The following is a 21,229-nucleotide window of genomic DNA, read 5'->3' on the forward strand; positions in this document are numbered from 1 at the left end:
CGATTGGTTTCATATGGAACGCGTTTATAAAAATGCGCTTTTAATTGCTCGTGAGGAAGATTGTGATTTGACGGTTGTACAATTGGGTGCTTTACTTCACGATATTGCCGATAGTAAATTTCATGATGGCGATGAAACCATTGGTCCACAAACTGCCAGAGCTTTTTTAGAAAATGAAAAGGTAGATGAAGCCACGATACAACATGTGATTAACATCATAGAAAACATCTCTTTTAAAGGAGGAAACTTTGAAAAGCAATGCCACTCCAAAGAATTGGCAATCGTGCAAGACGCGGATCGATTAGACGCTATTGGAGCCATTGGTATAGCAAGAACATTTAATTATGGTGGATTTAAAAATAGAGCTTTATATAATCCTGAGATTGCTCCTAATTTAAATATGACTAAAGAAGAATATAAAAATTCGGAAGCACCAACGCTCAATCATTTCTACGAAAAGTTACTTTTGTTAAAAGACAAAATGAACACCGTAACGGGTAAAAAAATTGCATTAGAACGTCACAAATACATGGAAAACTTTCTTTCGCAGTTTTATGCCGAATGGGAAGGCGAGAAGTAGTTTACAGTTTACAGTCTCAGTTTACAACTATACTTCTGAGACTGACGACTGAGACTGTGGACTAACTATTTTCCAGAAAACTCAGCTTTCCTCTTTTCTATAAACGCAGTTGTTCCTTCCTTAAAATCTTCAGTGCCAAAACATTTTCCAAAGTTTCTGATTTCAGTATCATAACCATTTATGCCTTCTTTGAAGTTAGCATTGACACATTTTATGGCTCTGCCAATAGCGAAAGGAGAATTTCTCATAATTCGGGTTGCGATGCCTTTTGTAAAATCTAAAAGCTCAGCTTGTGGCACAACATGGTTAACCAAACCGACACGATGCGCCTCTTCAGCAGAAACCATTCCGGCAGTCATTATCATTTCCATGGCGCGACCTTTTCCGATTAATTGTGGCAAACGTTGCGTTCCGCCGTAACCCGGAATTACGCCAAGAGAAACTTCCGGCAAACCCATTTTGGCATTGTCAGAAGCAATTCTGAAATGACATGCCATTGCTAATTCTAATCCACCACCAAGTGCAAAACCATTAATGGCAGCAATAGTTGGTTTTTTTAAATTTTCAATAAAATCAAAAAGCAGTTCTTGTCCTTGAGCTGCTAATTGCGCACCTTCTTCAATAGAAAAATTAGCAAATTCAGAAATATCAGCACCGGCTACAAAAGCTTTTTCACCTTCGCCGGTAATGATGATAACTCTAACAGCTGCATTGTTTTCCAGACTTTCAAAAGCATCATGTAATTCCTTAATTGTCGCTACATTGAGTGCATTTAATTTTGAAGGGCGATTGATGGTGATTTGTCCTATGCCGTTTTCTACAGCAACGAGTATGTTTTCGAAGTTCATAGTTTGTAGTTTATTAGTTTTATAATTTTACCGCAGATTCACAGATTATTTATTTTAATTTTAATAGTCATGAAAGAATTTAAGTTCAAATTATTTTAATTAACTATCCTTTTTTAAAATCTGCGAATCTGCGGTTAACTTTTTATTTAACAATGGGCAGCGAAACAAAAAACGTTGTTCCTTTGCCGAGTTCTGTTTCAAATGTAATAGTTCCTTTGTAATTTTCTATAATGTTTTTTATAATTCCTAAACCTAATCCCATTCCGCTGGTTTTTGTTGTAAATTTAGGTTCAAAGACATGTTCAATATTGTCTGATTCAATCCCAATTCCGTTATCTTCAACGGTGATGATAACATCGTTTTCTACTTCGTTAACCGATACCATAATTTTCTTTTCTTCCTGTTCATCCGGAATGGATTGAATGGCATTTTTAACCAAATTGGTTATAATCCGAATCAATTGCGTTCTGTCTAATTTCGAAATTACATATTCTTTATTGCTTTTAAAAACAATAAAATCTTCGTTGAAAATATCCAAAGCTAATTCCACAACCTGAACCACATTTAGCGTTTCATTTTGCTGTGCCGGCATCGAAGCAAAGTTTGAAAACGCCGAAGCCACAGCGCTCATCGTATCAATTTGCTGAATCAATGTTTTGGAATAATCGTTGAGTTTTTGTTTTAGTTCGGGATCATTGGCATCAAATTTTCGCTGGAAACTTTGCACGGTTAATCGCATTGGTGTCAACGGATTTTTGATTTCGTGCGCTACTTGTTTCGCCATTTCGCGCCAAGCTTGTTCCCGTTCGCTTTGGGCAAGCATCGTGGCACTATCTTCCAATTTATCCACCATTTGATTATAGGCGTTTATCAATGAATTGATCTCTCTGCTGTTGGCTTCAATAACGATTTTCTCGTTCTTTTGGTTCAGGCTTGTTTCATTGATTTTATCCGAAATAGTCTTTAACGACTTGGTAATATAACTCGCAAGGAAATACGCTAAAGCAAATGCGATAATTAACATAAAAGAATAAACCTGACTCAAACGCAGTAAAAATTGTTGCAATTCCGTTTCGTAAAAACCATCATCTTCAACATATGGAATATTCAAAATTCCTAATGGTTTGAACTTGTCATCTTTAATCTGGCTATATGATGAGCGATTTTTGAGACCATTTACACTTTTGATGTCAACGTATCTTTTCTCTACCGATGACTGAACGAGTTTGAGTACATAATTCGGAATTGGCGGCGCCACTTTATCAACAGAAAAGGAAGCTTTGGAAGATTTTAGCAATTTCCCATTTAAACCATAAATATTGATTTCAAGGTTATGAATATCAGCCAGTTCGTGGATTTTATCCTTAAAAATTAGTGGTAGATTTTTCTCTGTAAGCGGATAAGTGGTATTCGCAAGCACATAATTGATATGTTCTTTTATGGCAAATTCTTTTTGGTCTAAACGTTTTTGATGGTAATCTTTGGCTTCGTTTTTAAACTGAATAATCGAAATGGAAGCCATCAAAATGGAAGCAATTAATATCAATATAATCATCGATAGGAAAATCCTAATTCGAAGTGATAGCATTGACATTTTGAAGCCGTTGAGCATAGTGTTCAGTGTTCAGTGTTCAGTGTTCAGTACTTTTAGAATTCAGGATAAAACTGACCACTAAAATCTGATTACTGACCACTATTTCTTTTCTCGAATTCTTTTATAAAACTTAAATCCAAGCATTATCAAAACCGAAAACAAAACAATTCCGATTACGCCGTAAATCCAGTTAAAAGCATTTTTTAAAATTACTAAAAAAACAACGGCAAACAGAATAATCGTTGCGCCTTCATTCCACAATCGCATGAAATTGGAAGAGTAATTGAAAATATCGTTTTGTAATTCTTTATAAATTAAATGACATTTTATTTGGTAGGCAATCAGTAAAACCACAAATCCCAATTTGACTTGCATCCATGGCATTTGTATCCAAACCGGCATTATTACTAACAACCAAAGCGCAAAAAACACAGCCAAAAAAGCACTTGGCCAGGTGATGATATACCACAAACGATACGTCATGATTTTGTATTGCTTTTGCAAAATTTCTTTCTCTGGCGAAGGTTTGTCGTTGGCTTCAATTTGATATACAAATAAGCGAACAATGTAAAACAAACCCGCAAACCAAGTGATGACAAAGATGAGGTGGAGTGATTTTATGTAGTTGTAGTATTCCATAAATGAGTTAATAAACCGCAGATTCGCAGATTTAATTGTTTATAACCTGCGAATCTGCGGTAAAAGTACTGTTTTTCAATATTATTTTGACCAATCAGTAATCCAATTTGCAACCACACCGCACCACTCATCACCATCGTTCATACACGGAATAGCCATAAATTCTTCGCCGCCATGCACTTTAAATTCGTGATTTGCTTCCATGGCAATTTCTTCTAACGTTTCCAAACAATCTGAAACAAAAGCAGGTGTGACCACGGCTAATTTTTTAATTCCTTTTTCGGGCATTTTATTGACTTCAACGTCGGTATATGGCGTTAACCATTTATCGCCAGCTAATCGAGATTGGAAGGTTTGACTGTATTTTCCTTCTGGAATCCCTAATAATTTTACCACTTGTCTCGTGGTTTCATAACATTGATGGCGATAACAAAATTCATGCGCTGGCGACGGCGTGTTGCAACAAGAACCATCAATTTTGCAATGTGATTTTGTAATATCCGTTTTACGAATATGTCGCTTCGGTATTCCGTGATACGAAAACAACAAGTGATCATATTCGAAAGTGTCTAAATTCTTTTTAATAGAATTGGCTAATGCCTGAATGTAATCCTGTTTATTATAAAATCCTGGAACATTCTTGAATTTCATCTCAGGAAAGTGTTTTGCACGCAATTCTTCTGCCAATACCACAATGGTTGTTGTAGATGCCATGGCATGTTGCGGATACAAAGGGAAAAGCATAACTTCATTGACGCCTTTGTCGTGTAATTCTTGTAATCCTTTCATGATGGTAATCGTTCCATAACGCATTGCCAAAGCAACTGGGATATTAACCAAACTTTGAACTTTTTTATGCATTCTTTTGGAAATAACAATCAAAGGCGAACCTTCATTGGTCCAAATTCTAGCATAAGCTTCAGCTGATTTTTTTGGTCTGGTTTGTAAAATAATACCACGAACTAATAAAGCACGCAGTAAAAAAGGCACGTCTATTACGTATTTATCCATTAAAAATTCATCTAAATAAGGCTTTACATCCTTTGGCGTTGGACTCTCTGGCGAGCCCAAATTGACTAATAATACTCCTTTCATTTGGCAATTGTAAATTTAATTTTTTAATAATATTTGATATACGAAATCGGTTTGGTTAGGTATTTTGGTTTAATGACATTAAATATTTCTTGGGTGTTGTGGCAAATTTTTTCTTGAAAGCTGCAATAAAATGACTTCCGGTGCTGTAACCAATTTTTAGTCCAACTTCATTTACGTTATAAGAACCAGAATCCAATAATTGTCTCGCATAATCCATTTTGTGATCGAATAAATAGCCATAAACCGTATCGCCATAAATCTGTTTGAAACCCATTTTTAGTTTTTTCAGACTCAAACCAACTTTATCTGCCAGTTCTTCCAAACCTGGTGGTTCAGCCATATTGGCAATAATAATTTCTTTTGCTTTTCTGATTTTTAATACATTTTCTTCATCAACTAAAAACGGGCATTGTTCGGCATTTGGATCTTCGGAACGATTGAAATACAAACTCAATAATTCGTATCCTTTTCCTTTATAATATAGGTTTTTTATCTGTGGATTTAAATTGTAATGAAACAATTGGCTTAGTACAATTGCCATTGACGGACTTATATCGTCCTCTTTATAGTATTTCCTATCCTTATTTTCATCGCTCAAAAACGGAATATGTTTGGCATCGTTTGAAAACAACCCGTGAAACTTTTGAATGGAAATTATAACCGAAATTACCCAAGAATTTGGCGCTAATTCTAAATTTAATGGCAATTCTTTTTGTGGGTTGTAGAATAGAAGCGACTTTTCTTCCTTCAATTCTAGGGCATAAGTTCCTTCATTAAAAACAAATTTCGCTTTGCCTTTAATCCCAAAATGAAATTGTATTAGCCCTTGATTGATAGGCTTTTTCACGTGAAAATTTTCATTTTCATCACTTTGAAAACGAATTAGGGTGAAATCATTTTCAATTGTTATTATCTCTTGAGAACCCATAGCGATATTTTTTCGTATATAGTTTCGAAGTCAAGCTAAATTATTATTTAGAATCAATCTACATAAAGAAATTGTGAGCACTTGATTTCAGTACAAATTTATAATAAATAACGCTAAAAAGATATTTAACAAACAAAATATCTCACAGCGATACAAAAAGTCCTTACAGCGTTACTTTTATAAATTAGTTAATAATAATTTTGTTGAACTTTTTAAGGAAAGTAAATATGGAAAATTTTAATATGACGAAGCACACTTCTTTTTACGCCATCGGATTGAGTTACAAAAAAGCAGATGCTGCAATTAGAGGCAAATTTAGTTTGGATGCCAATGCTAAATCGACCTTGTTGATGCAAGCCGAAGCCGAAGGAATTGAATCGCTAATTGTTACTTCAACTTGCAATAGAACCGAAATTTACGGTTTTGCCAATCATCCATATGAGTTAATTAAATTACTTTGCGAAAACAGTCAAGGAACTGTTGAAGAATTTCAGGAAGTCGCTTACATATACAAAAATCAAGATGCTGTTAGTCATATGTTCCGTGTTGGAACTGGTTTGGATAGCCAAATTCTTGGAGATTTCGAAATTATCAGTCAATTAAAAATAGCTTTTATTCAAAGTAAATCAAACGGATTAGCGAATTCGTTTATGGAAAGATTAGTGAATTCCGTTATCCAAGCCAGCAAAAAAATAAAAACAGATACTGAAATTTCTTCTGGAGCAACGTCGGTTTCATTTGCATCGGTACAATATATAATTAGAAACGTTGAAGACATTTCAAATAAAAATATACTGCTTTTTGGAACTGGAAAAATAGGAAGAAACACTTGTGAAAATTTGGTAAAACATACCAAACACGATCAAATCACGTTAATTAACAGAACCAAAGACAAAGCCGAAAAATTAGCTCAAAAATTAGATTTAATTGTAAAAGACTACTCCGATTTACAACTAGAATTGCAAAGAGCAGATGTTGTTGTTGTGGCAACTGGAGCACAAAATCCAACAATTGACAAAGCCATATTGAATCTTAAAAAACCTTTGTTGATTTTAGATTTATCGATTCCGAAAAACGTAAATGAAAATGTTCAGGATATCGAAGGCGTTACGTTGATTCACTTGGATCATCTTTCTCAAATTACGGATGAAACATTAGAAAATCGCAAGCAATATATTCCTCAAGCTGAGGCTATTATTGAAGAAATCAAAGAAGAATTTACAGCTTGGACAAAAAACAGAAAGTTTGCTCCAACAATTCAGGCGTTAAAGGAAAAATTAAATGCCATTAAAGAAAGCGAGTTGAATACGCAACGTAAAAAGAATTCCAATTTTGACGAAGAACAAGCCGAATTAATCAGCAATAGAATCATCCAAAAAATAACAAATCATTTTGTAAATCATCTTAAAGATGGCGATTCAATGGATGAAGGAATTGAGTGGATTGAAAAAGTATTTCAATTAGAACAAGAGAAATCATTCTTTTAAAAAAGTTACTTTTTACTAGAAAAACTAAAACAAAGTGACCCAAAAAACCATTCGTATAGGAACTCGTGACAGCCAACTAGCACTTTGGCAAGCCAACACAGTTCAAAAGCAACTCCAAGATTTAGGCTATAAAACAGATATTATTGCCGTTAAATCAGATGGTGACATCATTCTTGATAAACCACTTTACGAACTCGGAATCACAGGAATTTTTACCAAAACTTTAGACATTGCCATGATAAATGGGCAAGTCGATATTGCGGTGCATTCGATGAAAGATGTTCCAACGGCTTTGCCAAAAGGAATCGTTCAAGCTGCAGTTTTAGAACGAGCAAATGTATTAGATATTTTGGTACACAAAGGCAATTTGGATTTTCTTGATAAAGAAGGAACAATTGCCACAGGAAGCTTACGTCGTCAAGCGCAATGGTGGAACAAATACCCAAATCATACCGTTGTCGATTTACGCGGAAACGTAAATACCAGAATGCAAAAACTAAAAGATAACGATTGGAACGGAGCTGTTTTTGCTGCTGCAGGTTTGGAACGAATTAATCTAAAACCGGATAGTTTTATCAATTTGGATTGGATGATTCCGGCGCCGGCACAAGGAGCGATGGTTGTGTTAGCTATGGAAAACGACACGTTTACTATTGATGCCCTTTCACAACTCAACGATATTGAAACCGAAATCTGCACTTATATTGAGCGTCAATTTTTGAGAACACTCGAAGGAGGTTGTACAGCACCAATTGGAGCTTTGGCAAAATATAACGAATATGACGATACTATAGATTTCAAAGGGGTTTTGTTATCCATTGATGGGAAACAAAAACTGGAAATCGAAAAAGCGGTCGACATTTCGGAGTGGAAGAAATTAGGATTTAATTCCGCTCAGGAAATTTTAGAAAATGGAGGAGCAGAATTGATGACAAAAATCAAAAACGAACTGAAAAAGTAATGCAAAATCAAATTCGCATAGTATCAACAAAGAAGCTTTCAGAAAGACAAAAGCAGCAACTGTTGAGTGCGGGTTTTTCAGTATTTGATGAAGATTTTATCCGTATTCAAAACAAGGATTTTGAGATTGAAACAATAAACGACTATCTGATTTTTACAAGTCAAAATGCGGTCGAGAGTGTTCTTAGAAATAAAAAGTTAATTGAAATAAAAAGTAGAAAATGTTTTTGTGTTGGTGAAAAAACCAAAACACTGTTGGAAGAAAATGATTTTGAAGTTATAGCAGATTCTGATTATGCTGCCGAATTAGGGTCACTTATTTGTAACCAATATTCGAAAAACAGCTTCACCTTTTTTTGTGGAAATATCCGTAGAGATGTTTTGCCCGATGCGTTGCGATTAGTTCAAATTACGTTAGATGAGATTGAAGTGTATGAAACGATTTTAACAACATATGAAATCCCTTTCATACCAAATGGAATACTATTTTTTAGTCCATCTGCGGTAGAAAGTTATCTGCACGAAAATAAAATTGAAAATGAAAATTGCTTTTGTATTGGCAACACAACAGCCGAAGCACTAAAATATGTAACACCAAACAGAATCATTGCCAACCAGCCAACAATGGAAAGTGTGGTAATGAAATGTATAGAAAATTATAAAAACTAAACTCAGCAACTTAGTCACTCAGGCACTTTGCAACTATAAAATATGATTAAAAACGACCTTTTTTTAAGAGCCTTAAATAACGAAACCGTTGAACGTCCACCTGTTTGGATGATGCGTCAGGCCGGAAGATATTTACCGGAATTCCGTGCTTTGCGCGACAAATACGATTTCTTCACACGTTGTGAAACCCCAGAATTAGCAGCTGAAATCACCGTGCAACCAATCCGAATTGTAAAACCTGATGCGGCTATTTTGTTTTCGGATATTTTGGTTGTGCCACGCGCGATGGGAATACACGTTGAGCTGAAAGACAATTTGGGACCAATTATTCCCAATCCAATTCGAACCATGGAAGACGTAAACAAAACCTTTGTACCCGATGTTCATGATACATTAGGTTACGTTTTTGACGCCATAAAACTAACTAAAGAAATGTTAAACGATGAGGTTCCACTTATTGGTTTCGCAGGTTCACCATGGACAATTTTCTGTTATGCTGTGGAAGGGAAAGGCTCAAAAAGTTTTGATACGGCTAAAGGATTTTGCTTTTCAAATCCGGTTGCCGCGCATACTTTATTACAAAAAATCACCGATACTACTATTTTATATTTAAAAGAAAAAGTAAAAGCAGGATGCAACGCGATTCAGATTTTTGATTCGTGGGGCGGAATGTTATCGCCAGTTGATTACAACGAATTCTCATGGCCATACATCAACCAAATAGTTGAAGCTTTAGCAGAAGATACAAAAGTTATTGTTTTCGGAAAAGGTTGTTGGTTTGCTTTGAATGATATGGCAAAATCAAAAGCATCAGCACTCGGAGTTGACTGGACGTGTTCTGCAAGAAATGCTCGTTATTTATCTGGCGGAAAAATCACCCTACAAGGAAATTTTGATCCAAGCCGTTTGCTTTCCCCTATTCCAACCATCAAAAAAATGGTACATGAAATGATAAACGAATTTGGAAAAGATAATTATATCGTAAACCTTGGCCACGGAATTTTACCAAACATTCCGGTAGATCACGCTAAGGCTTTTATTGAAGCCGTGAAAGAGTATAAACTATAGTTGCTGAGCAGCTTAGTGCCTGAGCAGCTTAGTAAAAAACTCAGAACCTCTGAACCTTAGGAACTTAGAACCTTAAAAATGAAAGACAAGTTTTACCAGTACATATTACAACTCCAAAACCAAATCACTTCTGGACTTGAAGCGGTTGATGGTGTCGCCAAATTCCGTGAAGACATTTGGGAACGACCAGAAGGCGGCGGCGGAAAAACACGTGTTATTGAAAATGGGAACGCTTTTGAAAAAGGCGGTGTAAATGTCTCTGCAGTACACGGTAAATTACCCGATGCCATGCAAAAAATGTTTGGCGTTGGTGAAGCCGATTTTTTTGCCTGCGGATTAAGTCTGGTAATTCATCCAAAAAGCCCCATGGTGCCAACGGTTCATGCAAATTGGCGTTATTTTGAAATGTATGATACTAAAGGAAATGTTATTGAACAATGGTTCGGTGGCGGACAAGATTTAACGCCTTATTATTTGTTTGAAGAAGATGCAAAACATTTTCATCAAACCTGTAAAACAGCATGCGACAACCATAATCTTGAGTTTTATCCAAAATATAAAAAACAATGTGACGATTATTTCTGGAATGCTCACCGAAATGAAGCACGTGGAATAGGCGGATTATTTTTCGATTACTGCAAAGCCACTGAAGAAATGAAAATGGAAGATTGGTTTAACTTTGTTTCAGAAGTTGGTAATAGTTTCCTTGAAGCCTATGTCCCAATTGTTGAAAAAAGAAAAGAATTACAGTATTCAGCGGAACAAAAAACCTGGCAGGAAATCCGTCGTGGGCGTTATGTCGAATTCAATTTGGTTCACGATAAAGGAACTTTATTTGGACTCAAAACCAACGGCAGAATAGAATCGATTTTGATGAGTTTACCACCGCACGTTCAGTGGATTTATGACCATCATCCAGAAGTTGGAAGTGAAGAAGAAAAATTAATTAAAGTATTAGAAAATCCCATAAATTGGATATAATTAAAACATTAAGAAATTAAGAAAAATTAAGTCAAAATCTTAATACCTTAATGGTTAAAAAAAAGCATAAATAACTTCGCTCTACGCCTTTGCGTCTTTGCGAGAAAAAATAAAAGAATATGTTCCCACTACAAAGAGGCAGAAGATTACGAGTAAACGAAAGCATTCGTTCCTTAGTTCGCGAAACCACATTAAGTCCAAGCGATTTTATGTTCCCAATGTTTATCACAGAAGGCGAAAACGTAAAAGTAGAAATTCCATCTATGGTTGGCATTTACCGTCGTTCTATCGATTTAACAGTGGAAGAGGTCAAAGAAGTATTTGCTCTCGGAATCCGCGCCGTAAATATCTATGTAAAGATTGATGAATCTCTAAAAGACAACACAGGAGAAGAAGCATGGAATCCAAACGGATTGATGCAAAATGCGATTAAAGCAATCAAAAAAGCTTGCCCTGAAATGATTGTAATGCCTGATGTTGCGTTAGATCCATACTCGATTTACGGTCACGATGGAATTATAGAAAATGGAGATATCGCCAACGATGCAACGAATGAAGGTTTAGTAAAAATGGCAGTTTCTCATGCCCAAGCCGGAGCCGATTTTGTCGCACCAAGCGACATGATGGACGGAAGAGTTTTACGATTACGTCAAGGATTAGATGCAGCCGGATTTTCAAATGTTGGCATCATGAGTTATTCGGCTAAATATGCCTCAGCTTTTTATGGCCCGTTTCGAGATGCTTTGGATAGCGCACCGAAAGACAATAAATCTAATACTGAGCCTGTCGAAGTACCTAAAGACAAAAAAACCTACCAAATGGATTATGCCAACCGCATCGAAGCCATCAAAGAAGCACTTATGGATGTAGAAGAAGGCGCCGATATGGTAATGGTAAAACCAGGAATTGCGTATTTAGACATCGTTCGCGAAGTCAAAAATGCTGTCAATGTTCCGGTAACGGTTTTTCATGTTTCGGGCGAATATGCTATGATTAAGGCAGCTTCAGAAAGAGGATGGCTTGACCACGACAAAATCATGATGGAACAATTGATGTGCATCAAAAGAGCAGGAGCAAGTTTAATTTCGACTTATTTTGCGAAGGAAGCAGCTGTTTTATTAAACAAATAAATAAACCGCAGATTCGCAGATTAATCATTTTATTTTAATCTGCGAATCTGCGGTAATTTTTAGGAGCGAAGGGCTTGGGCTTTATCAGTGTTCCATGTTCCTGCTTTCCGTTATATTTTTATACCTGACAGGTTTTTAAAACCTGTCAGGTATAAAAGATGCCACTTCAATCAGGGCTAATTGAAAAACGTATTGAATTTTTGTAAACCATGAAAAATCTTTTATTTATAGTTTCATTCCTTTTTTTAATCTGCTTCGCCAGTTCGCTAACGCTCGTGTCTTGTCAAAATAAAGAAGAGAAAACAGCAACTTCAGTTGACGAAACTGCAACCAAAATTTTAGGCCAAGAACTTTTTGAAGGCGAAGGAAATTGTATCGCTTGTCATAAACCCGACCAGAAAATAATCGGACCCAGTTTGCAAGACATTGCAAAAGTCTACAAGGAGAAAAATGCAAGCATTGTTCTATTCTTAAAAGAGGAAAGTGAACCAATAATTGACCCAAGTCAGTACGACATTATGAAAACCAATTTCGCCATTACCAAAAGCATGAGCGACGACCAATTGAAAGCCTTAGAAGATTACATTCTTAATTTTTCGAAATAATTTCTTAGTGAACTTCGTGCCATCTTAGTGTCCCGAAGTGTCGGGATTTGTGGTTAAATCACTAACTTTATCCAATGGAAATTTCCTTTATAGAATCGCCACTCGGAATCGCCAAAATTGTTGGTGATGAAAACGGTATTTCCGAAATTTCTGTTTTAAGTGAAGGTGCAGTAACGACTGAAATTCCGGCCCAACTTCAAGAATGTGTATCTCAACTTCGTGAATATTTTGATGGTCAGCGAAACCATTTCGATTTCAAACTCAATCCGCAAGGCACCGATTTTCAGCAAAGAGTTTGGCAGGAATTATTAAATATTCCTTTTGGAAAAACCATGTCGTATCTTGATTTATCCAAAAAATTGGGCGATGTAAAAGCGATTCGTGCCGTAGCTTCCGCCAATGGAAAAAATCCAGTTTGGATTGTAGTACCGTGTCATCGCGTAATCGGAACCGATGGTTCGTTAACAGGTTATGCAGGCGGTTTGTGGCGCAAAAAATGGTTGTTAGAACATGAAAGTCCGTCAAAGCAACAAAGTTTATTTTAGCTTTCAAAAACAATGTCTATATAGGGTAACATATTATACAACTGCCCCATACCAAATGCGTCGAAATAAGCGCTGGTTATAGTTAAATCACCAGATGTCAACGGTAGTAAATCAACATCACCCGAACTGTCGTAAGACCAGGATAACCTTCCAATCGTATTTCCTATGTCGGTTCCCCAATTGGTTTGAATTCTTCGAATAGTATAACTAATATTTGCCTGAAGGTTTACCGTTGTTGTCAAAGAAACATAACTCGTAGCAGTAGTTGAAAAAATATGGCTTCCACTATATACAACTGCACTAGTTACATTGTTTACAATTTCAATAAGATACGGAACTGTTGGGTCTGCATGTGCGCTTTGATATCCGAAGCTGCAAATAGTTTTTGGGCTGCTTACAAAAAAGGTGTATGAATGAATTTCTGTATCCATAGTAACTTCTGCGTGAGCTGTTGGTGCCGATGAAAAGGCAGTATAAACTTGCTTGAATTCGGAATTTGTAGTGTCACAAACCGCCTGAGTAGTTTGTTCGTCATCTTTATCAGCGCAACTTGCAAAGTAAATAAGAACCGTTAAGAGAGCTAGAAATTTTTTCATCGGATTCATTTTTTAATTAAAGATAGTTTTTTAAATAATTTGCATGGGCAAAAATATTTTTTTTAAACTTTTTCTTTCATATTTGAATTACATTACTTAATTTTAAGTCGGTAAATTCCTAAATTTATTTAAGATGATAGAAAAGATAAATCTCAATAACATCCTTTTTCTCGATATTGAAACGGTTCCCGAAGAAGAAAACTTTCTTTCTTTGGATGATGACATGAAACAGCTTTGGGAACAAAAAACACAGTACCAAAGGCGTGATGAATTTACTCCGGAAGATTTTTATGACCGCGCCGGAATTTGGGCTGAGTTTGGAAAAATTGTCTGTATTTCGGTTGGGTATTTTGTCAATAAAGGTGACATTCGAAATTTTAGGGTCACGTCCTTTTTTGGTGAAGAGAAAAAGATTTTAAAGGATTTTTCTAATTTATTGGAGAATCACTTTAACCAAGCACAACATGTTTTGTGTGGTCATAATGCTAAAGAATTTGACATTCCGTTTATTGCACGTCGAATGATAATTAACCAAATTGCTATTCCGAACAAACTGAATTTATTTGGAAAAAAACCATGGGAAATTCCACATTTGGACACATTGGAATTATGGAAATTTGGCGATTACAAACATTTCACTTCCTTAAAACTATTGACTAAAATTCTCGGAATCCCATCTCCAAAAGGCGATATCGACGGAAGTCAGGTTGCGCATGTTTACTACGTCGAAAAAGACATTGATAGAATTGTAATTTATTGCGAAAAAGATGTGATTGCTGTGGCACAAATCTTTCTCCGAATGCGAAGAGAAGATTTATTGATTGACGATGAAGTTATTCATGTATAAAAAAAGTCCTCTCGTTTTTTGAACCGAGAGGACTTTTTATTAGTTTTAGTTTCTTCTCAAGACTATCTTTTTAGTGATTGAGCCTAAATCATTTTGGATATTAACTAAATAAATTCCGTCCTGAAGATTTTCAATTCCAAATGAAGTATTGACTTGATTGGTTTCTTTTGAAAAAATTTGTCTTCCTTGTAAGTCGTATAAATTTATAGTTGCTTTATCTGTCAATGCCGGAATTGCAACATTCACAATACCTTTAGTTGGGTTTGGATAAACACTACTATTTAAAATTGGATTCGTAACGACAGCTAACGCGACTTGAACTCGGCATAAGTTAATGCTGAAGCTATCAATAGTTCCGCCATCTTCATTATTATGATCCAAAACTCTTAAAACCCATTCTCCATCAGCTGGCAAAGTGTTCAAAACACTTAAAGGATTGACAGGCGTAATATTCCCTGACACTGCTGGAATTCCAGTACAAGCCGGAACTGCGCCATCATCATCCATTGTACAAATGATGTTTTGATTATCTCCACAAGGAATATCCAATAAAGTAAAAACAGGGCTTCCAATAGAAGCCGGACCTTCAAGGGTTACAGTTATATCTCCAATCCAAGTATGAGTAATGCTCATATTTACATTAATATCGCCAATAGTATATCCACCAGTAATTGTTAATGGAACACTTGCTTCTGAGTTTGGTACAGTATCAATAAAATTATTTGAAAAATCAGTTGCAGTAAAAGTTTGGTCGCAAGATAATGTCCCAGTATCAAACGAATAAACAGCTGCATTAGCTGCTAAACCGGTACCACAATCGTTAGAAGGAATTACTCTCCAATAATATCTTGATGCTTGACTTAGTCCCGAAAGATAATATTCAGTATCAGTTACAAAATCGTCAATTACAAAAGTTGTAAAGTTTGGAGATGTTGAAGCTTGTACTCTATAAATTTGGGCATTGGTTTGTCTATTCCACTTTAAATTTGTAGAAGTTGACAATCCGTTTTGACCATTGGTTGGACTTTGTAAAGCTATTGGTTGGAAAGTCGCATTGAAAACGCGTAACGATTTATACCTAGTTTCTGTCTCGGTCGCGCTCGTTCCTTTAATTCCAACAAAATATTCATTAGGAGTAATATTTGTTAGGCCAGTAATTGTCATAGAAACGGTTCCATTAGCACTTAAAGATGCCGGAGAAAATGAAGCGGATGCTCCAGTTGGCAAATCAACTGCTGAAAATGTTGTTGTTCCCGAACCTGTTTGAGTATAATTAAAAGTATATACGGCATTTTGACTAGCGCAAACGGTTAAATTATCTGAATTTGAATTAATTGCAAAAGCTGAGTTTATGCCGGTAATAACTAGAGAATATTTTTGACTTCCGGTTACTAAAGCTCCTTTAGAAGTAACCGTAATGGTATATTGTCCTGCTGTTGGAGCGTCAATTTTTACTTGCTCAACATTATCTACTGAATTATCTCCTGTTCTTACTGCCGGTAAGCTTGGATCAGAATTTAATTTCCAAGGGAAATAGGTTGTCGTGTTTTTTGTAATTTTAATATCCAAATCATTTACTAACGCTGGAGTTGGATCGTTTGCAGGTAAAGTGCCATTATTTACCTGACCAGGCAAATCTGTCCAAGTAATGGAAGCAATTAAAGGAGTAGTTCCATTTGAATTCACATTCATTGTAAAAACTTGACCAGTGTTTAAATTCTCTTCCGAAATCCAAGAAGTCAATCCGTTAGCAGTAATAGTTTCTGCTGCCTTTTTAGCATTTAATAAACCCCAACCAAAATTGGCATCAGGACCTGTATTTCCAGCATCATCAGCCGTATGACAAGCCAAACCTTTTAGTGTAGCAGCACGCATAAAGCTATTGGTTACATTTTTATAATGTTGTTGTATTAAAACTAAAGTTCCCGCAATATTTGGAGAAGCCATTGACGTACCGGACATAATTTCAGTAGCGGTGTTACTTCCATTTGATGTTGAGGTTAAATTTGATCCGTTTCCTGTAATATCCGGCTTTACTCTAAGATCATCTGTTGGACCTTGGCTACTAAATGAGCTGATGATTATGTTTGCCGTGTTAACTGTTCCATTGCTTAGTGCAGCAACATCTTCGCAACTAGCTACAACTAAATTGTTTTTGGCGGTTTTATTAGAAGTTAGTTTGTCATACCCAAATAAAATAGGCTCTGGATTATTTTCATTCTGTCCATCATTTCCGGCTGACATTACAGGCAAATAATAAGGAGCATTATAAGCGAGTTCATCCCAAATATAAGCTTCAGAGGAATAAGAGCCTATAAACCATGAAGGCAATGTTGTTCCGCCATTTGTAATAGGAACACCATAAGAGTGATTGGAGATAAGCATTCCAAGTTGCGCTTCTGAAATAGCTTCTGAATCGTCAGAATCCCAATCGAATGTTCTGGCATTGGCTTGATACGCCATGCCTTTTACAGCAGTTGGGCTAGCACTAGCAATCATAGTTCCGCAAACGTGTGTTGCATGCGCCACAGTTGTTGTGCTTGATGGATTGTCAATTACAGCAACTCTTCCGCCAAAAGCAGCATGGGTTGTTCTAACATTTCCGCCGTCCCATTCTCTAACAACCATTCCTTGGCCATTTAATGTTAAACCTAACGAACCGCCAGAATTTAAGTGATTTGCTCTGGTTGTTCTTGCTGCATTTACATTCTGTGTAGAATAATAAAGAGGGAAACCATCAGCAGAAAGTCTCATTAACTCAGAAAAATTTCCATCTGCATCTTTGATACTAAGTGGCCAATTTTTAGTTAGAGCAACAGCAATTGCTTTTCGCTTATCCGCTTGCTCTTTTTTTCTATAAAAAGCTTCTGTATTTTTAAGCTTTGCCATATCATATTTGGCAGTAATTTTTTTGATATCCTCCGATGATTGTGCGAAAATCGTACATGCACTGAACAAAATCACTAGCAATAAGAAATAATTCTTTTTCATAGATTATGGAAATGGAAATTTTGTAACTAAAAATAAATATTATGTAACTATAGCCGACAAATATATAAACACCAAATTAATATCTGCATTTTATTGGTAAATAATCAGAAAAATTTAGCTTTTGTTTAATAGGTTATAAATACAGCAATAAAATTTGAACTTAATCTTTTAATTCAAAATTGATAAATGCTATATTTACAAAAAAACAACGTATGGTTTTAAGTAGATTTTGGCTGGCTATTTTTGTTTCCTCCATAGCTTTTGTAATATTTAGTTTGTGTATAGGAAGCAGCTATACTATTGATAATGTTCTCAATGGAAAAAAAGATGATCCGATTTTAATTTCCGAAAAGTATGTGGAACAGTTGCCAAAATTTATCATGGACAGCATCAAAAAAGCACCTGAACAAACCATGATTATCAACAGAGATACGCTGAATGCAGATACAACGTATGTTTATAAAGCAAAGACTGTTAAAATCTATTCAGGCATTCAAAAGTCGGATGGATTGTTGCCAACATGCAAAAACAGTTTACTAGATTTAATTCTTCCTTTGATTGCGTATTTGGCATTTTTCTGCGGCTTAATGCAATTGTTGATTGACTCAGGAGCTTCGGAAAAATTAGCCAAAAAACTAAGTCCGGTTTTTGTAAAAGTGTTTCCGACTGTTCCAAAAAACCACGAATCAATATCGTATATGACTTTGAATTTTGCCGCTAACTTTCTGGGATTAGATTCAGCCGCAACACCTTTTGGATTAAAAGCTATGCAGAGTTTACAGGAACTCAATCCCGAAAAAGACAAAGCAAGTGATGCCCAAATTATGTTTATGTGTTTGCATGCCGCCGGACTAACATTGATTCCGACATCTATCATTGGTTATCGTGCTGCCGAAAATGCCAGTAATCCTGCCGATGTAATGTTGCCTTGTATTATTACGTCATTTATCGGAACGATTGCAGCGTTTTTAATTGTTGGAATTCGACAAAAAATAAACTTTAAAAGCGCTTCTTTAGTGGTTGCTTTGATGACAATAATTGCGGCTATTGCTGGATTGTTGTTTTATGTAAACACATTAGATCTAATAGGTAAAAATGCGTTTACTTCTAATCTTTCAGGCTTGATGCTTGTTGCAATAATTGGATTTACATTAATCTTTTCATTCATTAATGAGAAAAAGTTTGTTGAAAAAGACACTACTATTTTTGATGCTTTCGTAACTGGAGCCAATAATGGTTTGCAAACCGGAGTCAAAATTTTCCCTTATGTAATGGGAATGTTGGTTGCGATTTCCTTTTTTAGAAATAGTGGTTTGTTTGAAATTATAAGCAACGGAATTTCGTTTGCATTTTCAAATATTGGCGTAAGCAAACAAATTACAGATTCGCTTCCGGTTGCGATGTTACGACCTTTTAGTTCTGGTGGTTCACGTGGATTTATGATTGATTCGATGCGAACCTTTGGACCAGATTCCTTTACAGGAAGATTGAGTTGTATTTTCCAATGCAGTGCTGAAACTACCTTTTATGTGATTGCGGTTTACTTTGGAAGTATCAATGTTAAGAATACACGTTACACACTTAGCACGATGCTTTTGGTAGATTTGATTTGTGTGATAACTGCGATTTTTGTGGCGAGTTGGTTTTTTTAAACTTGTCCTGCAAGGTCTTTTTTTGACCTTGTAGGTATATATAATTAAACATACCTACAAGGTTTTAGAAACCTTGCAGGAAAGCCAGTTAAAATTCTGCAACTTTTCATAACTTTACGCCTCAATTTATTCTAAACCTAATGTCAATTTACATAGCTTTTGAAGAGTTTTATAATAAAGTTAAAGCGAGTTTAGCCGACGGCACTTTTGCTAAATTAACGATGGCAAAAACCATTGGAAACACCGATTTAATGAATATTTACGTTCGCCCAATTGTAGAAGAGGAAGTTTTGAAACTGGAACTTAAATACAAATTTCAACAAGAAGAAGTAGTCGAAATCCATACTATTGATGCGGCTCGTGACAAGCTGGTTACGTATATCAATAACCCTTTTTTGTCGGCAATATTGTTTACGACAGAGTTTGATTTAACATATAAATTGAATAAAAAACGAGCAGTCAGTATCACAGAAAAAGTGAATACTTTTGGCAATGCTTCAGAAGTCTTATTAGATTATCTTAATCAATAACCATCTCCGGAATTTCTCCTTCAATAATTAAATCGGCTTCAGTCGAAGCGATAATGTGTTCTACAGTAACGCCTGGTGCGCGTTCTAAAAGTTTGAATCCTTTTGGCGTTATTTCTAAAACGGCTAATTCGGTTACCACTTTTTTAACACAGCCAACACCTGTTAATGGCAAGGTACATTTTTTCAGGATTTTGCTTTCGCCAGCTTTATTGACGTGCATCATGGCAACGATTATGTTTTCGGCAGAAGCCACTAAATCCATCGCGCCGCCCATTCCTTTGACCATTTTCCCCGGAATTTTCCAGTTGGCAATATCTCCGTTCTCGGCAACTTCCATCGCGCCAAGAATCGTTAAATCTACTTTTTGACTTCGAATCATTCCAAAACTAAAAGCAGAATCAAAGAAACTTGCTCCGGGCAATGTTGTTATTGTTTGTTTCCCGGCATTGATGATATCAGCATCTTCTTCACCCTCAAATGGGAATGGTCCCATTCCGAGAACGCCATTTTCACTTTGGAATTCAACCGAAATATCAGTACGGACATAGTTGGCTACCAAGGTTGGAATTCCGATTCCTAAATTTACATAATAGCGGTCTTTAACTTCTTTGGCTATTCGTTTTGCGATTTCTTCTTTACCTAACATAAATGTTTTTTTAAACCATTAAGGAATTAAGTTTCATTAAGATTATCATTTATAGAAAAGAGAAATCGTAAAATCTATTTTCTATGTTCTTTGTTCTATTCTCTTTTCCTTACGGTGCGTTGCTCAATTCTTTTTTCAAATTTTTCACCCTTGAAAATCCGTTGCACCAATATTCCCGGAATGTGTATTTGATTTGGATCAAGTGTGCCAACAGGTACTAATTCTTCTACTTCAGCAATGGTTATTTTACCGGCACCAGCCATACACGCGTTGAAGTTTCGGGCTGTTCCTTTGAAAATAAGGTTTCCGGCTTCGTCGCCTTTCCATGCTTTTACAATAGAGAAATCAGCTTTGTAGGCTAATTCCATTATGTGCATTTTTCCGTTAAATTCACGAGATTCTTTTCCTTCGGCCACTTCGGTTCCAAAACCTGCAGGCGTAAAGAAAGCTGGAATTCCGGCTTGAGCGGCACGACATTTTTCGGCTAAAGTTCCTTGTGGTGTTAGTTCAACATCTAATTCTCCTGAAAGCATTTGACGTTCAAACTCGGCATTTTCTCCAACATAGGAAGAAATCATTTTTTTGATTTGTCTTTTTTGCAAAAGCAATCCGAGTCCAAAATCGTCAATACCAGCATTATTTGAAATACAGGTTAGTCCGGTTGTTTCTTTTTTTACTAATTCAGCTATACTGTTTTCGGGAATACCGCAAAGACCAAAGCCGCCGAGCATAATGGTCATATTGTCTTCAATGCCTTGCAGTGCTTCTTGAACGGAATTTGCTTTTTTGTTAATCATGGTTGTTTGTTATTCTGTTTTTTAGCCCAGATTGCAACGGC

21 protein-coding genes are annotated in these 21,229 nt (G+C 35.9%); 12 read left to right on the forward strand and 9 right to left on the reverse strand.

Translation table 11 applies throughout. The features are described from left to right. Positions 1 to 580 (forward strand): HD domain-containing protein (locus RMN97_RS09800; protein WP_309614338.1); only part of this gene is annotated, 580 nt, incomplete at its 5' end. A 65-nt stretch (positions 581 to 645) separates the two neighbouring features. Here the strand turns inward: RMN97_RS09800 and RMN97_RS09805 are convergent. From RMN97_RS09805 to RMN97_RS09825, 5 genes are all read right to left on the reverse strand, one after another. Then, positions 646 to 1,428: an enoyl-CoA hydratase-related protein gene (locus RMN97_RS09805; RefSeq protein WP_309614339.1), complete on the reverse strand. Its 783-nt coding sequence runs from the start codon at positions 1,426 to 1,428 to the stop codon at positions 646 to 648. 142 nt (positions 1,429 to 1,570) lie between these two features. Further along, on the reverse strand, positions 1,571 to 3,040 hold the full coding sequence (locus RMN97_RS09810) for an ATP-binding protein (RefSeq protein ID WP_309614340.1): 1,470 nt from the start codon (positions 3,038 to 3,040) through the stop codon (positions 1,571 to 1,573). Positions 3,041 to 3,121: 81 nt separating this feature from the next. Continuing rightward, positions 3,122 to 3,661, reverse strand: coding sequence for a CopD family protein (locus RMN97_RS09815; RefSeq protein ID WP_309614341.1), 540 nt, complete (start codon positions 3,659 to 3,661; stop codon positions 3,122 to 3,124). 81 nt (positions 3,662 to 3,742) lie between these two features. After that, the gene (hemH, locus tag RMN97_RS09820; protein ID WP_309614342.1) at positions 3,743 to 4,756 is read right to left on the reverse strand and encodes a ferrochelatase; all 1,014 of its coding nucleotides are present in this window, start codon (positions 4,754 to 4,756) and stop codon (positions 3,743 to 3,745) included. A gap of 55 nt (positions 4,757 to 4,811) precedes the next feature. Next, on the reverse strand, positions 4,812 to 5,684 hold the full coding sequence (locus RMN97_RS09825) for an AraC family transcriptional regulator (protein WP_309614343.1): 873 nt from the start codon (positions 5,682 to 5,684) through the stop codon (positions 4,812 to 4,814). A gap of 227 nt (positions 5,685 to 5,911) precedes the next feature. Between RMN97_RS09825 and hemA the strand changes: the two genes are divergently transcribed. The 8 genes from hemA to RMN97_RS09865 all read left to right on the forward strand — a co-directional run bounded on the left by hemA (position 5,912) and on the right by RMN97_RS09865 (position 13,129). Beyond that, positions 5,912 to 7,171: a glutamyl-tRNA reductase gene (gene hemA, locus RMN97_RS09830; protein ID WP_309614344.1), complete on the forward strand. Its 1,260-nt coding sequence runs from the start codon at positions 5,912 to 5,914 to the stop codon at positions 7,169 to 7,171. 34 nt (positions 7,172 to 7,205) lie between these two features. Then, on the forward strand, positions 7,206 to 8,132 hold the full coding sequence (gene hemC, locus RMN97_RS09835) for a hydroxymethylbilane synthase (RefSeq protein WP_309614345.1): 927 nt from the start codon (positions 7,206 to 7,208) through the stop codon (positions 8,130 to 8,132). Next, entirely contained in the window at positions 8,132 to 8,800 is a 669-nt protein-coding gene (locus RMN97_RS09840; protein WP_309614346.1) for a uroporphyrinogen-III synthase, read from the forward strand. The genes hemC and RMN97_RS09840 overlap by 1 nt, the downstream gene beginning before the upstream one ends. Positions 8,801 to 8,842: 42 nt before the next feature. Beyond that, positions 8,843 to 9,868: a uroporphyrinogen decarboxylase gene (gene hemE / locus RMN97_RS09845; protein ID WP_309614347.1), complete on the forward strand. Its 1,026-nt coding sequence runs from the start codon at positions 8,843 to 8,845 to the stop codon at positions 9,866 to 9,868. A gap of 78 nt (positions 9,869 to 9,946) precedes the next feature. After that, positions 9,947 to 10,849 (forward strand): oxygen-dependent coproporphyrinogen oxidase, encoded by a 903-nt coding sequence (gene hemF / locus RMN97_RS09850; protein ID WP_309614348.1) that lies wholly within the window; start codon positions 9,947 to 9,949, stop codon positions 10,847 to 10,849. A gap of 119 nt (positions 10,850 to 10,968) precedes the next feature. Then, positions 10,969 to 11,979, forward strand: a complete 1,011-nt coding sequence (gene hemB, locus RMN97_RS09855) for a porphobilinogen synthase (protein ID WP_309614349.1) — start codon at positions 10,969 to 10,971, stop codon at positions 11,977 to 11,979. A 209-nt stretch (positions 11,980 to 12,188) separates the two neighbouring features. Next, entirely contained in the window at positions 12,189 to 12,584 is a 396-nt protein-coding gene (locus tag RMN97_RS09860) for a c-type cytochrome (RefSeq protein WP_309614350.1), read from the forward strand. A 74-nt stretch (positions 12,585 to 12,658) separates the two neighbouring features. Beyond that, entirely contained in the window at positions 12,659 to 13,129 is a 471-nt protein-coding gene (locus RMN97_RS09865; protein WP_309614351.1) for a methylated-DNA--[protein]-cysteine S-methyltransferase, read from the forward strand. Here RMN97_RS09865 and RMN97_RS09870 read toward each other — a convergent pair. Then, entirely contained in the window at positions 13,126 to 13,725 is a 600-nt protein-coding gene (locus RMN97_RS09870) for a hypothetical protein (RefSeq protein ID WP_309614352.1), read from the reverse strand. The two genes, RMN97_RS09865 and RMN97_RS09870, sit on opposite strands and share 4 nt — an antisense overlap. A gap of 133 nt (positions 13,726 to 13,858) precedes the next feature. On the opposite strand from RMN97_RS09870, the gene RMN97_RS09875 reads away from it, so the two are divergent. Further along, positions 13,859 to 14,572, forward strand: coding sequence for a 3'-5' exonuclease (locus RMN97_RS09875; RefSeq protein WP_309614353.1), 714 nt, complete (start codon positions 13,859 to 13,861; stop codon positions 14,570 to 14,572). 45 nt (positions 14,573 to 14,617) lie between these two features. Here RMN97_RS09875 and RMN97_RS09880 read toward each other — a convergent pair whose 3' ends face one another. Beyond that, positions 14,618 to 17,563: a S8 family serine peptidase gene (locus tag RMN97_RS09880; protein WP_309614354.1), complete on the reverse strand. Its 2,946-nt coding sequence runs from the start codon at positions 17,561 to 17,563 to the stop codon at positions 14,618 to 14,620. 212 nt (positions 17,564 to 17,775) lie between these two features. On the opposite strand from RMN97_RS09880, the gene RMN97_RS09885 reads away from it, so the two are divergent. Further along, entirely contained in the window at positions 17,776 to 19,215 is a 1,440-nt protein-coding gene (locus RMN97_RS09885) for a nucleoside recognition domain-containing protein (protein ID WP_309614355.1), read from the forward strand. A 140-nt stretch (positions 19,216 to 19,355) separates the two neighbouring features. Further along, a complete protein-coding gene (locus RMN97_RS09890) occupies positions 19,356 to 19,745 on the forward strand; it encodes a hypothetical protein (protein ID WP_309614356.1) in 390 nt (129 codons plus the stop codon). Here the strand turns inward: RMN97_RS09890 and RMN97_RS09895 are convergent. Both RMN97_RS09895 and RMN97_RS09900 read right to left on the reverse strand, forming a co-directional pair. Beyond that, complete coding sequence (locus RMN97_RS09895) at positions 19,735 to 20,391, reverse strand: 3-oxoacid CoA-transferase subunit B (protein WP_309614357.1); 657 nt, start codon at positions 20,389 to 20,391, stop codon at positions 19,735 to 19,737. The genes RMN97_RS09890 and RMN97_RS09895 overlap by 11 nt on opposite strands. Positions 20,392 to 20,486: 95 nt before the next feature. Then, a complete protein-coding gene (locus RMN97_RS09900; RefSeq protein ID WP_309614358.1) occupies positions 20,487 to 21,188 on the reverse strand; it encodes a CoA transferase subunit A in 702 nt (233 codons plus the stop codon). Between the last annotated feature and the right edge of the window lie 41 nt (positions 21,189 to 21,229).

It is taken from the genome of Flavobacterium sp., from assembly GCF_031381455.1.
Taxonomy (GTDB): Bacteria; Bacteroidota; Bacteroidia; order Flavobacteriales; family Flavobacteriaceae; genus Flavobacterium.

Bases quoted from the DNA above. Each gene is read 5' to 3' on its own strand.
- RMN97_RS09895 (WP_309614357.1), bottom strand. From the start codon at position 20,391: ATGTTAGGTAAAGAAGAAATCGCAAAACGAATAGCCAAAGAAGTTAAA.
- RMN97_RS09805 (WP_309614339.1), bottom strand. From the start codon at position 1,428: ATGAACTTCGAAAACATACTCGTTGCTGTAGAAAACGGCATAGGACAA.
- RMN97_RS09860 (WP_309614350.1), top strand. From the start codon at position 12,189: ATGAAAAATCTTTTATTTATAGTTTCATTCCTTTTTTTAATCTGCTTC.
- hemA (WP_309614344.1), top strand. From the start codon at position 5,912: ATGGAAAATTTTAATATGACGAAGCACACTTCTTTTTACGCCATCGGA.
- RMN97_RS09870 (WP_309614352.1), bottom strand. From the start codon at position 13,725: ATGAAAAAATTTCTAGCTCTCTTAACGGTTCTTATTTACTTTGCAAGT.
- RMN97_RS09880 (WP_309614354.1), bottom strand. From the start codon at position 17,563: ATGAAAAAGAATTATTTCTTATTGCTAGTGATTTTGTTCAGTGCATGT.
- RMN97_RS09900 (WP_309614358.1), bottom strand. From the start codon at position 21,188: ATGATTAACAAAAAAGCAAATTCCGTTCAAGAAGCACTGCAAGGCATT.
- hemE (WP_309614347.1), top strand. From the start codon at position 8,843: ATGATTAAAAACGACCTTTTTTTAAGAGCCTTAAATAACGAAACCGTT.
- RMN97_RS09840 (WP_309614346.1), top strand. From the start codon at position 8,132: ATGCAAAATCAAATTCGCATAGTATCAACAAAGAAGCTTTCAGAAAGA.
- hemB (WP_309614349.1), top strand. From the start codon at position 10,969: ATGTTCCCACTACAAAGAGGCAGAAGATTACGAGTAAACGAAAGCATT.
- RMN97_RS09810 (WP_309614340.1), bottom strand. From the start codon at position 3,040: ATGCTCAACGGCTTCAAAATGTCAATGCTATCACTTCGAATTAGGATT.
- hemF (WP_309614348.1), top strand. From the start codon at position 9,947: ATGAAAGACAAGTTTTACCAGTACATATTACAACTCCAAAACCAAATC.
- hemH (WP_309614342.1), bottom strand. From the start codon at position 4,756: ATGAAAGGAGTATTATTAGTCAATTTGGGCTCGCCAGAGAGTCCAACG.
- RMN97_RS09890 (WP_309614356.1), top strand. From the start codon at position 19,356: ATGTCAATTTACATAGCTTTTGAAGAGTTTTATAATAAAGTTAAAGCG.
- RMN97_RS09875 (WP_309614353.1), top strand. From the start codon at position 13,859: ATGATAGAAAAGATAAATCTCAATAACATCCTTTTTCTCGATATTGAA.
- RMN97_RS09865 (WP_309614351.1), top strand. From the start codon at position 12,659: ATGGAAATTTCCTTTATAGAATCGCCACTCGGAATCGCCAAAATTGTT.
- RMN97_RS09885 (WP_309614355.1), top strand. From the start codon at position 17,776: ATGGTTTTAAGTAGATTTTGGCTGGCTATTTTTGTTTCCTCCATAGCT.
- RMN97_RS09825 (WP_309614343.1), bottom strand. From the start codon at position 5,684: ATGGGTTCTCAAGAGATAATAACAATTGAAAATGATTTCACCCTAATT.
- RMN97_RS09815 (WP_309614341.1), bottom strand. From the start codon at position 3,661: ATGGAATACTACAACTACATAAAATCACTCCACCTCATCTTTGTCATC.